16 protein-coding genes, 1 tRNA gene and 1 pseudogene are annotated in these 15,817 nt (G+C 66.5%); 10 read left to right on the forward strand and 8 right to left on the reverse strand.

Annotated elements, in window-relative coordinates; genetic code table 11:
• Nucleotides 1-25 precede the first annotated feature (25 nt).
• Entirely contained in the window at nucleotides 26-1,174 is a 1,149-nt protein-coding gene (locus AC3WQM_RS18785) for an alpha/beta hydrolase (protein WP_492680803.1), read from the forward strand.
• Nucleotides 1,175-1,177: 3 nt separating this feature from the next.
• On the opposite strand, the gene AC3WQM_RS18790 is transcribed toward AC3WQM_RS18785, so the two are convergent.
• Nucleotides 1,178-2,056, reverse strand: a complete 879-nt coding sequence (locus tag AC3WQM_RS18790; protein WP_492680805.1) for an NAD(P)-dependent oxidoreductase — start codon at nucleotides 2,054-2,056, stop codon at nucleotides 1,178-1,180.
• 127 nt (nucleotides 2,057-2,183) lie between these two features.
• Between AC3WQM_RS18790 and AC3WQM_RS18795 the strand changes: the two genes are divergently transcribed.
• Entirely contained in the window at nucleotides 2,184-2,537 is a 354-nt protein-coding gene (locus tag AC3WQM_RS18795) for a winged helix-turn-helix transcriptional regulator (protein WP_192193087.1), read from the forward strand.
• A gap of 16 nt (nucleotides 2,538-2,553) precedes the next feature.
• Here AC3WQM_RS18795 and AC3WQM_RS18800 read toward each other — a convergent pair whose 3' ends face one another.
• The 3 genes from AC3WQM_RS18800 to AC3WQM_RS18810 are packed head-to-tail and all read right to left on the reverse strand — an operon-like array spanning nucleotide 2,554 to nucleotide 3,930.
• Nucleotides 2,554-2,955 carry an OsmC family protein gene (locus AC3WQM_RS18800; protein WP_070062377.1) on the reverse strand — a complete coding sequence of 134 codons (402 nt, stop codon included), beginning with the start codon at nucleotides 2,953-2,955 and terminating at the stop codon, nucleotides 2,554-2,556.
• Between the two features lie 31 nt (nucleotides 2,956-2,986).
• Nucleotides 2,987-3,466: a GNAT family N-acetyltransferase gene (locus tag AC3WQM_RS18805; RefSeq protein ID WP_492680807.1), complete on the reverse strand. Its 480-nt coding sequence runs from the start codon at nucleotides 3,464-3,466 to the stop codon at nucleotides 2,987-2,989.
• A complete protein-coding gene (locus AC3WQM_RS18810; RefSeq protein WP_062473326.1) occupies nucleotides 3,463-3,930 on the reverse strand; it encodes an Lrp/AsnC ligand binding domain-containing protein in 468 nt (155 codons plus the stop codon). The genes AC3WQM_RS18805 and AC3WQM_RS18810 overlap by 4 nt, the downstream gene beginning before the upstream one ends.
• Before the next feature lie 128 nt (nucleotides 3,931-4,058).
• Between AC3WQM_RS18810 and AC3WQM_RS18815 the strand changes: the two genes are divergently transcribed.
• A complete protein-coding gene (locus tag AC3WQM_RS18815; protein WP_492680809.1) occupies nucleotides 4,059-5,360 on the forward strand; it encodes a D-amino acid dehydrogenase in 1,302 nt (433 codons plus the stop codon).
• Nucleotides 5,361-5,402: 42 nt separating this feature from the next.
• Here the strand turns inward: AC3WQM_RS18815 and AC3WQM_RS18820 are convergent, their stop codons facing one another.
• The 4 genes from AC3WQM_RS18820 to AC3WQM_RS18835 are packed head-to-tail and all read right to left on the reverse strand — an operon-like array spanning nucleotide 5,403 to nucleotide 8,169.
• Nucleotides 5,403-5,753 (reverse strand): hypothetical protein, encoded by a 351-nt coding sequence (locus AC3WQM_RS18820; RefSeq protein WP_492680811.1) that lies wholly within the window; start codon nucleotides 5,751-5,753, stop codon nucleotides 5,403-5,405.
• Nucleotides 5,754-5,781: 28 nt separating this feature from the next.
• Nucleotides 5,782-6,606, reverse strand: a complete 825-nt coding sequence (locus AC3WQM_RS18825; RefSeq protein WP_492680813.1) for a MetQ/NlpA family ABC transporter substrate-binding protein — start codon at nucleotides 6,604-6,606, stop codon at nucleotides 5,782-5,784.
• Nucleotides 6,607-6,644: 38 nt separating this feature from the next.
• Nucleotides 6,645-7,307, reverse strand: a complete 663-nt coding sequence (locus tag AC3WQM_RS18830) for a methionine ABC transporter permease (RefSeq protein ID WP_062473319.1) — start codon at nucleotides 7,305-7,307, stop codon at nucleotides 6,645-6,647.
• Nucleotides 7,300-8,169 (reverse strand): methionine ABC transporter ATP-binding protein, encoded by an 870-nt coding sequence (locus tag AC3WQM_RS18835; protein WP_070062373.1) that lies wholly within the window; start codon nucleotides 8,167-8,169, stop codon nucleotides 7,300-7,302. The genes AC3WQM_RS18830 and AC3WQM_RS18835 overlap by 8 nt, the downstream gene beginning before the upstream one ends.
• A gap of 235 nt (nucleotides 8,170-8,404) precedes the next feature.
• Here AC3WQM_RS18835 and AC3WQM_RS18840 point away from each other — a divergent pair, with 235 nt between their 5' ends.
• The 7 genes and pseudogenes from AC3WQM_RS18840 to AC3WQM_RS18870 all read left to right on the forward strand — a co-directional run.
• Nucleotides 8,405-9,229, forward strand: a complete 825-nt coding sequence (locus tag AC3WQM_RS18840) for a MetQ/NlpA family ABC transporter substrate-binding protein (protein ID WP_492680815.1) — start codon at nucleotides 8,405-8,407, stop codon at nucleotides 9,227-9,229.
• A gap of 202 nt (nucleotides 9,230-9,431) precedes the next feature.
• Nucleotides 9,432-10,536 (forward strand): peptide chain release factor 2 gene (gene prfB / locus AC3WQM_RS18845; RefSeq protein ID WP_095950518.1). Its coding sequence is split into 2 segments (ribosomal slippage): nucleotides 9,432-9,512 and nucleotides 9,514-10,536, totalling 1,104 coding nucleotides; the frame shifts between segments, so codons are not numbered across the junction.
• 3 nt (nucleotides 10,537-10,539) lie between these two features.
• Nucleotides 10,540-11,229: an HAD family hydrolase gene (locus tag AC3WQM_RS18850; RefSeq protein WP_070062371.1), complete on the forward strand. Its 690-nt coding sequence runs from the start codon at nucleotides 10,540-10,542 to the stop codon at nucleotides 11,227-11,229.
• Nucleotides 11,213-13,912, forward strand: a complete 2,700-nt coding sequence (pepN, locus tag AC3WQM_RS18855) for an aminopeptidase N (RefSeq protein WP_492680817.1) — start codon at nucleotides 11,213-11,215, stop codon at nucleotides 13,910-13,912. Before AC3WQM_RS18850 ends, pepN begins: the two co-directional genes overlap by 17 nt.
• A gap of 132 nt (nucleotides 13,913-14,044) precedes the next feature.
• Nucleotides 14,045-15,058 carry a class 1 fructose-bisphosphatase gene (locus AC3WQM_RS18860; RefSeq protein WP_056571748.1) on the forward strand — a complete coding sequence of 338 codons (1,014 nt, stop codon included), beginning with the start codon at nucleotides 14,045-14,047 and terminating at the stop codon, nucleotides 15,056-15,058.
• 25 nt (nucleotides 15,059-15,083) lie between these two features.
• A tRNA-Thr gene (locus AC3WQM_RS18865) sits at nucleotides 15,084-15,159 on the forward strand.
• A 255-nt stretch (nucleotides 15,160-15,414) separates the two neighbouring features.
• A pseudogene (locus AC3WQM_RS18870) lies at nucleotides 15,415-15,672 on the forward strand (helix-turn-helix domain-containing protein); the annotation flags it as partial.
• Nucleotides 15,673-15,817: the final 145 nt, after the last annotated feature.

The following is a 15,817-nucleotide window of genomic DNA, read 5'->3' on the forward strand; positions in this document are numbered from 1 at the left end:
TCTTCTTCATGCCTGGAGCATCGACGTGCCTCGCCCCTCACCTTCCACGGTTCGCCCCCACTGGGCGAACCCGCTTCACTTCCAGCGCCGCGACCTGCTGCGCGCCGTGCTCTTCGGCAGCGCGGCCGGGCTGGCGGCCTGCGGCGGTGGCGGCGACAACGTCGGCAGCGCGCCCGCGCCCATCGGCAACGACCGGCCCGTGGCGGCCACCGACCGCCGCGTGAAGGTGTCGAGCACGCCCGAGGTCTCGCTGCAGGTGCGCGATTGGCAGCGCCCCGGTGGCACCGACGCGTCGGGTCCGGTGATCGTGCTGCTCGCCGGCCTCGGCGGCAATGCGCGCTGCTTCGACAGCCTGGCGCCCGCACTCGTCGCGGCCGGTGCCGCCTCGCGCGTGGTCGCGGTCAGCCGGCGCGGCTACGGCCTGTCGGACAAGCCGCTGCCGGTGAAGAGCGCCACGCAGCACTACGAGGTCGACACGCTGGTCGACGACCTGGCCGCGCTGTGCGATGCGCTCGGCCTCACGCGCGTGGTGCTCGGCGGCCACTCGATCGCCGGCAACGAACTCACGCGCTTCGCGGGCCGCTTTCCCGAGCGGGTGCGCGGCCTGGTGTACCTCGATACCACCTTCGACTACACGAAGGACGCCGACACCGGCGGCGAAGACCCGCCGCTGAACCGCCGGCTCGACGAGCCCGCGCCCACGCCCGAGGACGGCCGCTCGATGAAGGCGGGCATTGCCTACCTGCGGCGCAAGTCGAAGAACTGGTGGCCGGCGCTCGAAGCCAACCTGCGCGACGCGCTCGATGTGCAGGCCGACGGCAGCGTGCGGCCCAACACGCCCGACGCCGTGGAGACCGCGATGGACACCGCGGCCCACCGCTTCTCGCCCGACTACCGGCCAGTGCGCGCGCCGGCGCTGGTGGTGAGCGCGCTGCCGTTCGACCAGCGCGACCTGTTCCCCTGGCTCGAACGCCCGCTCGATGCGCAGACCGGCCAGGACGCCGCCGACTTCCTGCGCATCTTCCGCCGCGTGCGCCGCGCCGACGCCGACCGCCTGGCCGCCGCGCTGCAGACCTCGCACCGGCTCACGCTGGACCACTGCAACCACACCGACTTCTTCATGGAACGCGAAGCCGAGGTGGTGCGCGCGATCCAGTCGATGCGCTGGGCCTGATCCTTATTTGCGCAGCAGCTTGATTAGCGCCGCCAGTTCCTCGCCGCCGAGCCCCGCCGCATCGGCGCGCTGGAACAGGCCCGCCGCGAAGGCCGGGAACTCGGTGTTGATGCCCGCCTCCTGCGCGGTCTGCAGGATGCGCTGCGTGGCCTCGACCGAAATGCGCATCGGGCTCTGCGTGATCGCGAAGTCGCCCGACTGGATGACCGCGCCCTCGTGCTGAAGAAAGCCCGCGAAGGTCGGCATGATGCCGGCCACGATGCGGCCGTACTCGGCCACGTCGAAGCCTTCGTGCTCGGCGATGCGCGCACCGTGCAGGAAGCCGAGCATCGTGCCGTAGATGCTGGACAGCGTGGCCAGGTCCATGGCCGCGGCCGCGCTGGCCTTCTCGCCGAGGTAGACGATGCCGCCGGCCAGCACCTTCAGCAAGGGCTCGGCCTCGGCGAACACGGCCTGCGCACCCGACACCAGCAGCGGCGTGTCGGGCCGGCCCATCTGGTCCGGCGCGGCCTGGATCGCGCCTTCGAGGTAGGCGGCGCCGTGGCGGTGCGCCCAGGCCTCGGCCTCGCGCGCGTCCTTCGGGCTGCCGGTGGTGAGCTGCGCGAGCAAACGGCCGTCCATGGCGGCGGCCACACCGTCCATCGCGAAGATCGCGTCGGCGGCGCGGTAGTCGTACACGCACATCACGGCCATGCGGCTCGCGCGCAAGGCCTCGGCCGCGCTGCGCGCCAGCACGGCGCCGCGGGCGACCAGCGCGTCGGCCTTGTCGGCCGTGCGGTTCCACAGCGTGACCTTGTAACCCTGGTCGAGAAAGAGCCGCGCGATGACGACGCCCATGGCGCCCAGGCCTAGAACCGAAACTTCCTTGTTGATGTTGCTCATGGCAATCCGATGCAGTGGTGGTTGATGACGCCTGCATGGTAGAAATTACACTTCCACATGGTCAAGTACCTACGATAAAGTAAGGTACTTACCAAATGGGAAGCATTGGAATCGCAAGGAGCAAGAGATGGCAGCGAAGAAGCCCTACAACTGCGGCATCGGCCCCGCGTTCGAGGTCATCGGCGGCAAGTGGAAAGCCGTCATCCTGTGGGAGCTGCACCTGCAGCCCTACCGCTTCGGCGAGCTGAAGCGGCTGCTGCCCGAGGTCAGCGAGAAGATGCTGATCCAGCAGCTGCGCGAGATGGAAACCGACGGCCTCGTGCACCGCGAGGTCTTCCACGAAGTGCCGCCGCGCGTGGAGTATTCCGAGACGAAACTCGGCGCCACGCTCAATGCGGCGCTCGGGCCGCTGGCCGATTGGGGCGACCGCTACGCCAAGCGCGTGGAGGCGGCGCGCAAGCTGGCCGAAGCGGCGAAGTAGAAAAGAGGCCGCAGCCTCAGTCTGCCCAACCCGTCTCGATCTCGGTCTTCACTTCCGTCATGAGCTTGTGCACCGGGCACTTGCCCGCCACGCGCAGCAGCTCGTCGCGCTGCGCCTCGGTCAGGTCGCCCGTCAGGCGCAGGCCCGACTTCAGGCGGTAGATGCCCTTGCGTTCCTCGCTGTCGTCGCGGTCGACCACGACCTCGATGTCTTCCACCGGAATGCCCTTGCGGCGCGCGTAGAGCAGCACCGTGAGCGCCTTGCAGGCCGCCAGCGACGCGTCGTACAGGTCGTGCGGCTCGGCACCGCCGTCGCTGCCGCCGCCCGCGGGCGAGGCATCGACGGGGATCTCGTGGTTGCGGATCTTGAGGATGTGGCGCGTGCCGGTGGTGCCGTCGCGGCGGATCGAGAGGGTCATGCCGATGTCCTTGAAGAGGTGAGAAAAAAGCTCAAGCCAAGTCTTTCACATACAGGATGGTCGTGAATCCGCTGTGCCATTCGAGGTCGGGGTAGCGGCCGGCCTCGCGGTAGCCGAGCGCGCGATACAGGCCCTGGCTCTGCGTGTTGAAGGTGTCGGTCTCGAGCCGCGCCTGCGTCACGCTGTCGGCGCGCATGCCGGCTTCGGCAAAGGCCATGAGCGCGCGGGCGATGCCCTTGCGCTGGTGCGCGGCGGGCACGTGCAGGGCCTGCACGAAGTCGTGCTCCCAGTGCACCATGCCGACCACCTCGCCCTCGAGTTCCGCCACGAAGAAGGCCGGGCCGCTCTCGTCGATGTAGCCCACGGGCTCGCCGCTGTCGGCATAGGCCTTGGCGGCCTCGGGCGTGAGCTGCGGCAGCCACGTGCTCGCGAAGGTGTCGTCGAGGATGGCCTTCACCGCGTCGAAGTCGGCCAGGCGCCAAGGCCGGATGACGATGGCGTCGGCGCTCACCGGTCCACCGCCAGCATCAGCGTTTCCTTGATCTCTTCCATCACCACGTAGCTGTGCGACTCGGCCGCCACCGGCAGCTTCTTGAGGATGTCGCCCAGCAGGTGCCGGTACTCGCTCATGCCGCTCAGGCGGGCCTTCACGAGGTAGTCGAAGCTGCCCGACACCAGGTGGCATTCGAGCACCTCGGGCATGTGCAGCAGCTCCTGCTTCACCTTGTCGAACACGTCGCCCGACTTGGCCGAGAGCTTGATCTCCACGAACACCAGCAGCGTCTTGCCCAGCGCCTCGGGCGACACGTGCGCGTGGTAGCCGGTGATGACGCCGTCGCGCTCCATGCGCTTGACGCGCTCGGCGCAGGGCGAGGCCGACAGGCCGATGCGCTCGGCCAGTTCGGTCATGGAAATGCGGCCCTGGCGCTGCAGCAGGTCGAGGATCTTGCGGTCGATTCGGTCGAGTTCGGGCATTTCACTCCGCGCGGGGCCTTGGACGGTTTTCGGCAGCGATTTTCACGGCCAAAGATCTAAAAACAATGGAATCCACTGCATTGTGCACTTTAGATTCACATCATTCCATTCAGATCAGCGGATACACCATGAAAGTCATCGTTCTCGGCGGCGGCGTGATCGGCACCACCACGGCGTACTACCTCGCGCGCTCCGGCGCCGAAGTCACCTTGCTCGACCGGCAGGCCGGCCCGGCCGAGGAAACGAGCTTCGGCAACGCCGGCCAGGTGTCGCCCGGCTACTCGACGCCGTGGGCCGCGCCCGGCATTCCGCTGAAGGCGATCAAGTGGATGTTCCAGAAGCATGCGCCGCTGTCGATCCGTCCCGACGGCACGCTGTTCCAACTGCGCTGGATGGCCGCCATGCTGCGCAACTGCTCGCCCGAGCGCTATGCGGTCAACAAGGAACGCATGATGCGCGTGGCCGAATACAGCCGCGGCTGCCTGCAGCAACTGCGCGCCGACACCGGCCTGCAGTACGAGCACCGCACCGGCGGCACGCTGCAACTCTTTCGCACGCAGGCGCAGCTCGACGCGGTGCAGCGCGACATCGCCGTGCTCGAAGAATGCGGCGTGCCCTATGAACTGCTCGACCGCGACGCCCTGGCGCGCGTCGAACCCGGCCTGGCCGGCGCGCGCGACCGCCTCACGGGCGGCCTGCGCCTGCCCAACGACGAAACCGGCGACTGCCACCTGTTCACGCGCGGCCTCGCCGAGATCGCACGCGGCCTGGGCGTGGACTTCCGCTTCGGCCAGACCATCGACGGCCTGGAGACCGACGGCGGCCGCATCACCGGTGTGCGCACGCGTGCCGGCAAGATCCTCACGGCCGACCGCTATGTGATGGCCTTCGGCAGCTACTCGCGCGCCGCCATCGCCTCGCTGGGCCTGGACATTCCGGTGTACCCGGTCAAGGGCTACTCGCTCACGGTGCCGCTGCTCGACGAATCGCTCGCGCCGCAATCGACCGTGCTCGACGAAACCTACAAGGTGGCCGTCACGCGCTTCGACAACCGCATCCGCGTGGGCGGCATGGCCGAGCTCGGCGGCTTCGACCTGCGCCTGAACCCGGCGCGCCGCGCCACGCTCGAGAAGGTGGTGAGCGACCTGTTCCCGGGCGGCGACCTGCCGAACGCCAGCTTCTGGACCGGCCTGCGCCCGATGACGCCCGACAGCACGCCGATCGTCGGCGCCACGCGCTACCCCAACCTGTTCCTGAACACGGGCCACGGCACGCTGGGCTGGACCATGGCCTGCGGCTCGGGCAAGCTGATCTCGGACCTGGTGACAGGCCAGCGGCCGGAGATCCGCACGGACGGGTTGGCGATGGACCGCTACACGCAAGGGCCGTCGCGTTCGGCGCGCCCGAACCCGACGACGGCGCCGGCCTGAGCGACGCCTGGGAGGCGACGGGCCGCGCAGGCCCGCGCTGACCTACTCGTCGCTCGCGTCGTTGCCCGTCATCGCGAGCACCTCTTCGACAAAGGCCTCGAAGCGCGGCAACGCGGCAGGCAGCCCGTCGGGCGAAGCCGCCTCGCCCGCATCGAAAAAATGCGGCGCATCGGCGGGCATGGCGACCCATTCCCCGCCTTCGACCAACAACCCCAGATACCCCTCCGCCGTCGGCAGATAGAACAGCCCCGCGCTGTCGAGCACGCGCTGACCTTCGGCCTCGCCGCGCCCCCAGCGCACGCCGTGGCGCGCGAGCTGGTCGCTGATCCAGCCGTCGCACACGTGCGTGTCGCGCCAATTGGCCTGGCCATCGAATACGGCGAGCACGGGCATGGGGCGTCCTTCGCTGAAGCGTGGTGGATTACTGCAGGAAGCTGGGCTTGGCGTAGCCCTGGAACTTGCTGTCGACCACCGTCTTGAATTCCTTCGAGCGGTAGGCCTCGGCGATGTCCTTGGCCCAGGCGGCGTTCTTGTCGGCGCTCTTCACGGCGACCACATTCAGGTAGTAGTCGGGCGTCTTCTCGAGCACCACGGCCTCGGTGAGCTTCAGGCCCGACGAGATCGCGAAGTTGCCATTGACGATGGCGTACTCGGTGTCGCCCAGCGAACGCGGCAGCTGCGCGGCCTCGAGCGGAATGAACTTGAGCTTCTTCGGGTTCTCGGCCACGTCCTTCTCGGACGCGCGCAGCGGATCGATGCCGGCCTTGATCGTGACCAGCTTGTTCTGCTCCAGCAGCACCAGCGCGCGCGCCAGGTTGCTCGGGTCGTTCGGCAGCGTCACGCGGTCGCCGTCCTTCACGTCGGCCAGCGTCTTGCGCTTGGTCGAGTACACGCCCATGGGCGCGATCGGGCCCTGCACCAGCTCGGCGAGGTCGAGCTTCTGGTCGGCCGAGAACTTCTGCAGGTAGACCCGATGCTGGAAGAAATTGGCGTCGAGCGAGCCCTGGGCCAGCGCGAGGTTGGGCTGCACGTAGTCGTTGAACTCGACCAGCTTCACCTTGTAGCCCTTCTTCTCGAGGATCGGAATGATGCCGGCCTTGAGCTGGTCGGCGTTGGAGCCGGCGGTGCCGCCGATCACGAGGTTCTTCTTGGCGTCCTGCGCCTGCGCCGACAGCGAGAGGCCGCCGAGCGACAGCGCGACGAGGGAAACGGCGAGGACGGAACGGCGCAGCAGTGCGGTTTTCATGGAATGAACTGAAAGATGAGAGGAAAGGAAGAAAAAAATCAACGCTTGTCGAGCCGGCGCGCCGTGGTGTTGCCCACGAACTGCAGGATCTGCACCAGCACCACGAGCAGCGCCACGGTGAGCACCATCACGTCGGTCTGGAAGCGGTAGTAGCCGTAGCGGATCGCCAGGTCGCCGATGCCGCCGCCGCCCACCACGCCGGCAATGGCCGAGTACGACAGGAAGCTCACGGCCAGCACGGTGAGCGCGAGCACCAGGCCCGAGCGCGCCTCGACGATCAGCACACGCCAGACGATCTGCAGCTCCGAGGCGCCCATGGCATGGGCCGCCTCGATCACGCCGCGCGGCACCTCGCGCAGGCACTGGTCGACCAGCCGCGCGAAGTACGGAATGGCCGCGAACGACAGCGGCACCGCGGCCGCCAGCGGGCCGATGGAGGTGCCCGCGATGATCCGCGTGAACGGCACCAGCGCCACCAGCAAGATGATGAACGGGAAGGAACGCACCGTATTCACGATCCAGTTGAGGATGTGGAACGCCGGCTTGTTCTCGAGCGACTGGCCCGGCCCCAGCAGGAACAGCAGGATGCCCAGCGGCCCGCCGATGAGCACCGCCGCCGACAGGCCGATGGCCAGCATCAGGAAGGTCTGGCCCGTGGCCGTCCACAGTTCGGGAAGGATGGGGGTGATGTTCTCAAACATAGGCCAGCTCCTGCGCGTTGCGCTGTGCGGTCGCCACGCGCGGCGCCACGGGTTCGCGCGCCTCGCGTTCGCGGCGGCGCACCAGTTCGTCGATCTCGCGGCCCAGCGCGGTCTTGCGTTCCTCGCTCGGCGCATCGACGGCGAACTGCTCGATGAGGCGGCCCTTTTCGAGGATGGCCACGTTGCGGCACAGCACCTCGACCACCGAGAGCTCGTGCGTGACGATCACGATGGTCACGCCGATCTTCTGGTTGATGTCGCGCAGCGTCTCGAGCAACGCGCGGGTGGTTTCGGTGTCGAGCGCCGAGGTGGGCTCGTCGCACAGCAGCACCTGCGGGCGCGGCGCCAACGCACGCGCAATGGCCACGCGCTGCTTCTGGCCGCCCGAGAGCTGGGCCGGGTAGGTGTCGATCTTTTCAGCCAGGCCGACGAGGTCGAGGCACTCGCGCACCCGCTCGTTGATCTCGGCCTTGGAGTGGCGGCCGTGGATCTTCAGCGGGAAGGCCACGTTGTCGAACACCGTGGCGTTCTGCAGCAGGTTGAACTGCTGGAAGATCATGCCGATGTTCTGGCGCGTGTCGCGCAGCTCGCGGCGCGAGAGCGTCGTGAGGTCGCGCCCGCCGACGAACACCCGGCCCGCATCAGGCCGCTCCAGCAGGTTGATGAGGCGCAACAGCGTCGACTTGCCGGCGCCGCTCTTGCCGATGAGGCCGAACACGTCGCCCTGCTGGATCTCGAGCGAGAGCGATTGCACGGCGTCGAACACCTCGCCGCTGGGCAAGGCAAACGACTTCTGCACCGATTGAAGACGGATGACCGGCGCCGCGTTGCCGCGTGCCGCATCAGGCGAAGGGAAGGTCATGAAAGAAGGCGCGGGCCGCACAGGCGCGACCGCGCAAGTTCGCAAAAAGGTGCCGAGTATGAAAAGAAACAAGCCGAAAGGGAACGAACAAATCGGCTCGTGCTTATATGAAAAATCAGATAAGAAAGACCACATGAAGCGAGTGGACGCCATATCGATATGAGGATTGGTTCGTTCCCGATCCGCGGCGGCAATGCCACATTCGGCGCCTTCATTTCTTCGATTTCGCGCCACCATGCATTCCACTTTCCGCCGCCGCGGCCTCACGCTCGCCACCCTCGCCACCCTCGTCACCGCCCTTTTCGCCGGCAGCACTGCCTTGGCGCAGGACAACAAGAGCACCGTCAAGGTCGGCATTTCCGTCGGCAGCGCCGAGCAGGTGTTCGAGGTGGTCAAGAAGGTCGCCGCCAAGGACGGCCTGACCATCCAGGTCGTGGTGTTCAACGACTACCAGCTGCCCAACGCGGCGCTGGCCGCCGGCGACCTGGACGCCAACGCCTTCCAGCACCAGCCCTTCCTGGACAACCAGATCAAGGCGCGCGGCTTCGACCTCGTGCCCGTGGGCCTGACCATCACCGCGCCGCTGGGCTTCTACTCGCGCAAGATCAAGTCGATCGACCAGCTGGCCGACGGCGCCTCGGTCGGCATCCAGAACGACCCCTCGAACGGCAACCGCGCCCTGCTGCTGCTGCAACAGGCCAAGCTCATCACCCTCAAGCCCGAGGCCGTGAAGAACAACAACGCCACGCCGCTGGACGTGGTGACCAATCCCAAGAAGCTCAAGCTGGTGTCGCTGGACGCCGCCCAGTTGCCGCGCTCGCTCGACGACCTGGCCATTTCCGCCATCAACAACGACTACGCCGAGAAGGCCGGCCTGTCGTTCGGCAAGGACGCCGTCATCAAGGAATCGGCCCAGAGCCCCTACGCCAACCTGATCGCCGTGCGCCGCGCCGACAAGGACAAGCCCTGGGCCAAGCGCCTCGTGGCGGCCTACCAGTCGCCGGAGGTGCGCAGCTTCATCGAGACGCAGTTCAAGGGGTCGCTCATCCCCGCGTTCTGATCCCGGGACTTTCTCCCTCCCCTCCCGGGGGAGGGCCGGGGTGGGGGCAAGCGGCGCTCGCAAGGAGCGCCCTGCCCGCCCCCATCCCGGCCTTCCCCCAGAGGGGGAAGGAGCAATCCAGGGGCTCTGCGGGGCGGGTGGTCCGAGCGTGAGAAAATGACGGGTTCCCCCGAACACCAACCTCACACAGTCAGGACACCCCATGGACGCAGAACAGATCAACCAAATCGGCGCAATGCTCGCGGACCTGAGCGTCCGTACGGTCGATTTACGGAGGTATCTTTGACTACGATGCCAAAGCTGAACGACTGAGGACAGTCAACGCATCGCTCGAAGACCCGAACGTCTGGAACGACCCCAAGAAGGCCCAGGAACTGGGCAAGGAAAAGAAGTCGCTCGACGACGTGGTCGTCACGCTCGACCGTCTCACCAACGGGCTCTCGGACAACACCGAGCTCTTCGAAATGTCGAAGGAAGACGGCGACCTCGATGGCCTGCAGGCCATTGCCGATGACGCCGCCACGCTCGAAGCCGACATCAAGCAGCTCGAATTCCGCCGGATGTTCAACAACCCGGCCGACCCGCTGAACGCCTTCGTCGACATCCAGGCCGGCGCCGGTGGCACCGAGGCCTGCGACTGGGCCAGCATGCTGCTGCGCCAGTACCTGAAGTACGCCGAGCGCAAGGGCTTCAAGACGCAGATCGAAGACGAAACGCCCGGCGACACCGCCGGCATCAAGGGCGCGACCATCAAGGTCGAGGGCGACTACGCCTTCGGCCTGCTGCGCACCGAGACCGGCGTGCACCGCCTGGTGCGCAAGTCGCCGTTCGACTCGTCGGGCGGGCGCCACACCAGCTTCGCATCGATCTTCGTGTACCCCGAGATCGACGACTCGATCGAGATCGAGATCAACCCTTCGGACGTGCGCACCGACACCTTCCGCGCCTCGGGCGCCGGCGGCCAGCACATCAACAAGACCGACTCGGCCGTGCGCCTGACGCACATCCCGACCGGCATCGTGGTGCAGTGCCAGGACGGCCGCAGCCAGCACAGCAACCGCGACGTGGCGTGGAAGCGCCTGCGCTCGCGCCTGTACGACCACGAGATGCGCAAGCGCCAGGAAGAACAGCAAAAGCTCGAGGACAGCAAGACCGACGTGGGCTGGGGCCACCAGATCCGCAGCTACGTGCTGGACAACAGCCGCATCAAGGACCTGCGCACCAACGTCGAAGTCTCGGCCACGCAGAAGGTGCTCGACGGCGACCTCGACGTGTTCATCGAAGCCTCGCTCAAGCAAGGCGTCTGACCGATGAGCCTGAACACCGGCAGGGTCGAAGCCCTGATCTTCGACATGGACGGCACCATGATCGACTCCATGCCCTGGCATGCGCGCTCGTGGGTGACCTTCGCGCAGCGCCACGGCGTGCAGCTCGACGTGAGCGAGATCCTCGCGCGCACCACGGGCCGCACCGGCACCGAGAGCATGCGCGAGCTGTTCGAGCGCGAGCTCTCCGATGCCGAGTGCCAGGCGATGGTGCACGAGAAGGAAGAGATCTACCGCGAGCTCTTTCACGACAACTTCACCGAGGTGGCGGGCTTCACCGCCTTCGCCAAGGCTGCGGTGGCACGCGGCCTGAAGGTGGCGGTGGGCACGGCCGGCGACAGGCACAACATCGCGTTCGCCATGTCGCGCCTGAAGATGGACCCGCTGCCGCTGGCCATCGTCGGCGGCGACGAAGGCTTTTCGGGCAAGCCCACGCCCGCGATCTTCCTGGAAGCCGCGCGCCGCATCGGCGTGGCGCCCGAGCGCTGCATCGTCTTCGAAGACGCGCCCTTCGGCATCGAAGCCGCCCGCCGCGGCGGCATGCGCGCCGTGGCCGTGTGCAGCACCCATACGGCCGCCGAGCTGGCCGGCCCCCACGTGATCGCCGCCGTTCGCGACTACAACGAACTGGCCCATTCGAATTTTCTGGAGACCCTCGATGCTGCTTCAGCGTGACGCCCAAGGGCAACCCATTGCCATCCGACGCGAAGACTATGCCGCGCCGGCGTTCTGGATCGACACCGTCGACCTGACCTTCGACCTCGACCCCGCCAAGACCCGCGTGCTCAATCGCATGCAGCTGCGCCGCAACCCTGAGGTGCCGGCCCAGCCGCTGCGCCTGGACGGCGACGAGCTCAACCTGGCGCGCGTGCTCGTGAATGGCCAGGGCGCCTCGTTCCGCATGGAAGGCGACCAGCTCGTCATCGACGGTCTGCCCGACACCTTCGAGCTCGAACTCTTCACCACCTGCTGCCCCATCAAGAACACCAAGCTGATGGGCCTGTTCGTGAGCGAAGACACCTTCTTCACGCAGTGCGAGGCCGAGGGCTTTCGCCGCATCACCTACTTCCTCGACCGTCCCGATGTGATGGCGATGTACACCGTCACGCTGCGCGCCAGCAAGGCCGCCTACCCGGTGCTGCTGTCGAACGGCAACCTCGTCGAACAGGGCGAGCTGCCCGAGGGCCGCCACTTCGCCAAGTGGGTCGACCCCTTCAAGAAGCCCAGCTACCTGTTCGCCCTGGTGGCGGGCAAGCTCGTGGCGCGCGAGCAGCGCATCACCGCGCGCAGCGGCAAGGAACACCTGCTGCAGGTGTACGTGCGCGCCGGCGACCTCGACAAGACCGAGCACGCCATGAACTCGCTGGTCAACTCCGTGCTCTGGGACGAAGCCCGCTTCGGCCTGCCGCTCGACCTCGACCGCTTCATGATCGTCGCCACCAGCGACTTCAACATGGGCGCCATGGAGAACAAGGGCCTGAACATCTTCAACACGAAGTACGTTCTGGCCAACCAGGCCACCGCCACCGACGCCGACTACAGCAACATCGAAAGCGTGGTCGGCCACGAGTACTTCCACAACTGGAGCGGCGACCGCGTGACCTGCCGCGACTGGTTCCAGCTGTCGCTGAAAGAAGGCCTCACCGTCTTCCGTGACCAGGAGTTCAGCCAGGACCTGTGCGCCGACGCCTCGGCCCGCGCCGTCAAGCGCATCGAAGACGTGCGCGTGCTGCGCACCGCCCAATTCCCCGAAGACGCCGGCCCCATGGCCCACCCAGTGCGGCCCGACAGCTACATCGAGATCAGCAACTTCTACACCGTCACCATCTACGAAAAGGGTGCCGAGGTCGTTCGCATGATGCAGACCCTGGTCGGCCGCAAGGGCTTCGAAAAGGGCATCACCCTGTACTTCGAGCGCCACGACGGCCAGGCCGTGACCTGCGACGACTTCGCCCAGGCCATTGCGGACGCCAACCCCGATTCCGAACTGGCCCGCCTGCTGCCCCAGTTCAAGCGCTGGTACAGCCAGGCCGGCACGCCCCGCCTGGCCGCGCACGGCGTGTACGACGCGCAGAACCGCAGCTACACCCTGAGCGTGGTGCAAAGCTGCCCGCCCACGCCGGGCCAGCAGACCAAAGAACCCTTCGTCATTCCGCTGAACATCGGCCTGCTCGACGCCGCCACCGGCCGCGAACTGCCGATGCAGCTCGAGGGCGAAAGCGACGTCGCACGCGGCACCCGCACCATCGTGCTGTCGCGCGCCGGCGAGCAGATCACCTTCGTGGGCCTGGACGCCGAGCCCGTGCCGTCCATCTTGCGCGGCTTCAGCGCACCGGTGATCCTCGACTTTGCGTACACCGACGCCCAGCTGCTCACCCTGCTGGCCAACGACCCTGACCCGTTCAACCGCTGGGAAGCCGGCCAGCGCCTGGGCCTGCGCGCCGCGCTGCAAGCCATTGCTGCGCACGCCACCGACACCACGCCGGTGCTCAACGACGCCTACCTCGACGCCATGCGCGGCGTGCTGCGCCACCCGCAGCTCGACGCCGCCTTCAAGGAACTGGTGCTCACGCTGCCGTCGGAAACCTACATCGCCGAACAGCTCGACGTGGTCGATCCGCAGCGCGTGCACCTCGTGCGCGAAGCCATGCGCGCCCAGCTCGCCACCGCCCTCTTCGCCGACTGGGAACAGGCCTACGAAGACAACAAGGACACCGGCGCCTACACGCCCGATCCGACCTCGTCGGGCCGCCGCGCGCTGGCCGGCATGGCGCTCAACTTCCTGTGCCTGGCGGCGCGCGCCTCGGGCGACACCGTGTGGCCCGGCAAGACCCTGCAGCGTTTTAAAGACGCGGGCAACATGACCGACCGCTTCAACGCGCTCAACGCCCTCGTGGCGTCGGGCCACACCCTGGCGGCGCAGGCGCTCGCGCGCTTCCACGCCATGTTCAAGGACGAGGCGCTGGTCATCGACAAGTGGTTCTCGTTGCAAGCCGGCGCCAGCGACCGCGGCGGCGACATCCTGCCGTTGGTCAAGCAGCTCATGAAGCACCCCGACTTCTCGCTGAAGAACCCCAACCGCGCGCGCAGCGTGATCTTCAGCTACTGCAGCGGCAACCCCGGCGCCTTCCACCGCGCCGACGCGGCCGGCTACGTGTTCTGGAGCGAGCGCGTGATCGAGCTCGACGCCATCAACCCCCAGGTGGCCGCACGCCTGGCGCGCGCGCTCGACCGCTGGAGCAAGCTGGCCGAGCCCTACCGCAGCGCCGCACGCGAAGCGATTGCCCGCGTGGCCGCCAAGCCCGACCTGAGCAAGGACACCCACGAAGTCGTCACCCGCGCCCTCGCCGGTAATTGAGCTCTCCCCCAGGCTTCGCGCACTTCGTGTCGCTTCTCCAACCCCCTCACCGGGGGCAACACCAGCGGCCCGGCAAAGCCGGTTCCGCGGTGTTCCACGAACAGACCCTCTCATTTGGATAGGACAGATCCCATGGCACAGCAAAAAATCTCCTTCACCCGCTACCTCGTCGAGCAGCAACGCGCCGACGGCCTCATTCCCGGCCAGCTGCGCCTGTTGCTCGAAGTGGTCGCCCGCGCCTGCAAGAGCATCAGCCAGGCCGTCAACAAGGGCGCGCTGGGTGGCGTGCTCGGCACCGCCGAGAGCGAGAACGTGCAGGGCGAAATCCAGAAGAAGCTGGACATCATCGCCAACGAAGTGCTCATTGAAGCCAACGAATGGGGCGGCCACCTCGCGGCCATGGCCAGCGAAGAAATGGAAACCATCCACGTGGTGCCCAACCGCTACCCGCAAGGCGAATACCTCCTGATGTTCGACCCGCTCGACGGCAGCAGCAACATCGACGTCAACGTGAGCATCGGCACCATCTTCAGCGTGCTGAAGAAGCCCGACGACACCCCCGGCGTGCAGGAAGCCGACTTTCTGCAGCCCGGCACCCAGCAGGTGGCTGCCGGCTACTGCATCTACGGCCCGCAGACCACCCTGGTGCTCACCGTGGGCAACGGCGTGGCCATGTTCACGCTCGACCGCGAGCAAGGCAGCTTCGTGCTCACGCAGGAAGACATCCAGATTCCGGCCGACACCAAGGAATTTGCCATCAACATGAGCAACATGCGCCACTGGGACGAGCCCGTGAAGCGCTACATCGACGAATGCCTGGCCGGCAAGGAAGGCCCGCGCGGCAAGGACTTCAACATGCGCTGGATTGCCAGCATGGTGGCCGACGTGCACCGCATCCTGATGCGCGGCGGCGTGTTCATGTACCCGTGGGACAAGCGCGAGCCCGAAAAGGCCGGCAAGCTGCGCCTGATGTACGAGGCCAACCCCATGAGCTGGCTCGTCGAGCAGGCCGGCGGCGCCGCCACCAACGGCAAGCAGCGCATCCTGGACCTGAAGCCCACCAAACTGCACGAGCGCGTGAGCGTGATGTTGGGTTCGCGTCACGAAGTGGAGCGTTTGACGCAGTACCACGCCGAGAAGCCTTGATTTCTTGGCTATAATCTGAGGCTTCGCCGGTGTAGCTCAGTCGGTAGAGCAGCTCATTCGTAATGAGAAGGTCGGGTGTTCGATTCATCTCTCCGGCACCAAATCAAAAGCCCGCTATCGCAAGATAAGCGGGCTTTTTCTTTTGTGGCTAAGAACGGATCTGCGCGACGTACAGGCGCTGCTCAACATACCAGAGAGCTATCGAAAGACGACGGCAGCGGCCAGATTCAAGGCTCGTTTGTTGCGTTGTTGTTGATTGCCGCCGAAAATTGACCCAGCTAACGCAGTAATTTCCGTCTAAGACTGACCCACGTAAAACCCTACCCTGCTCATTTTTAAAGCAGGGGATCCTAGGAGTGATAGACGTGGCGACATTGAGTGTCATCAGACGCTGGGCCCTGCGTGAGCAGATGTCCATTCGCGAGATTGCAAGGCGTACAGGCCTGTCTCGCAACACCGTAAAGAAGTACCTGCGAGCCGGCGATGAAGAGCCGCGCTACGCCAAGCGGGCGAGTTCAAGCAAGCTCGATCCCTATGCCGAGAAGCTCGCGACCTGGCTCGCGATCGAGGCAACCAAATCGCGCAAACAGCGGCGCAATCTGCGGCAGATCCACACAACTTATCCACACCGTGAAGCCTTCAGGCTCACAAAGCGGGTGGGTCAGTATTCGACGGAAATCTAGGGTCAGAGATTGGCGGAATCCAACAGCCACGGTGCGATGGGGCCAAAAAGCCGTTGTAACTTCTTGCCTTGGCGCC

This window comes from Variovorax sp. FW301-JW7, assembly GCF_058788795.1.

Bases quoted from the DNA above. Each gene is read 5' to 3' on its own strand.
- AC3WQM_RS18790 (WP_492680805.1), bottom strand. From the start codon at position 2,056: ATGAGCAACATCAACAAGGAAGTTTCGGTTCTAGGCCTGGGCGCCATG.
- AC3WQM_RS18795 (WP_192193087.1), top strand. From the start codon at position 2,184: ATGGCAGCGAAGAAGCCCTACAACTGCGGCATCGGCCCCGCGTTCGAG.
- AC3WQM_RS18800 (WP_070062377.1), bottom strand. From the start codon at position 2,955: ATGACCCTCTCGATCCGCCGCGACGGCACCACCGGCACGCGCCACATC.
- AC3WQM_RS18810 (WP_062473326.1), bottom strand. From the start codon at position 3,930: ATGCCCGAACTCGACCGAATCGACCGCAAGATCCTCGACCTGCTGCAG.
- AC3WQM_RS18815 (WP_492680809.1), top strand. From the start codon at position 4,059: ATGAAAGTCATCGTTCTCGGCGGCGGCGTGATCGGCACCACCACGGCG.
- AC3WQM_RS18820 (WP_492680811.1), bottom strand. From the start codon at position 5,753: ATGCCCGTGCTCGCCGTATTCGATGGCCAGGCCAATTGGCGCGACACG.
- AC3WQM_RS18825 (WP_492680813.1), bottom strand. From the start codon at position 6,606: ATGAAAACCGCACTGCTGCGCCGTTCCGTCCTCGCCGTTTCCCTCGTC.
- AC3WQM_RS18830 (WP_062473319.1), bottom strand. From the start codon at position 7,307: ATGTTTGAGAACATCACCCCCATCCTTCCCGAACTGTGGACGGCCACG.
- AC3WQM_RS18835 (WP_070062373.1), bottom strand. From the start codon at position 8,169: ATGACCTTCCCTTCGCCTGATGCGGCACGCGGCAACGCGGCGCCGGTC.
- AC3WQM_RS18840 (WP_492680815.1), top strand. From the start codon at position 8,405: ATGCATTCCACTTTCCGCCGCCGCGGCCTCACGCTCGCCACCCTCGCC.
- AC3WQM_RS18850 (WP_070062371.1), top strand. From the start codon at position 10,540: ATGAGCCTGAACACCGGCAGGGTCGAAGCCCTGATCTTCGACATGGAC.
- pepN (WP_492680817.1), top strand. From the start codon at position 11,213: ATGCTGCTTCAGCGTGACGCCCAAGGGCAACCCATTGCCATCCGACGC.
- AC3WQM_RS18860 (WP_056571748.1), top strand. From the start codon at position 14,045: ATGGCACAGCAAAAAATCTCCTTCACCCGCTACCTCGTCGAGCAGCAA.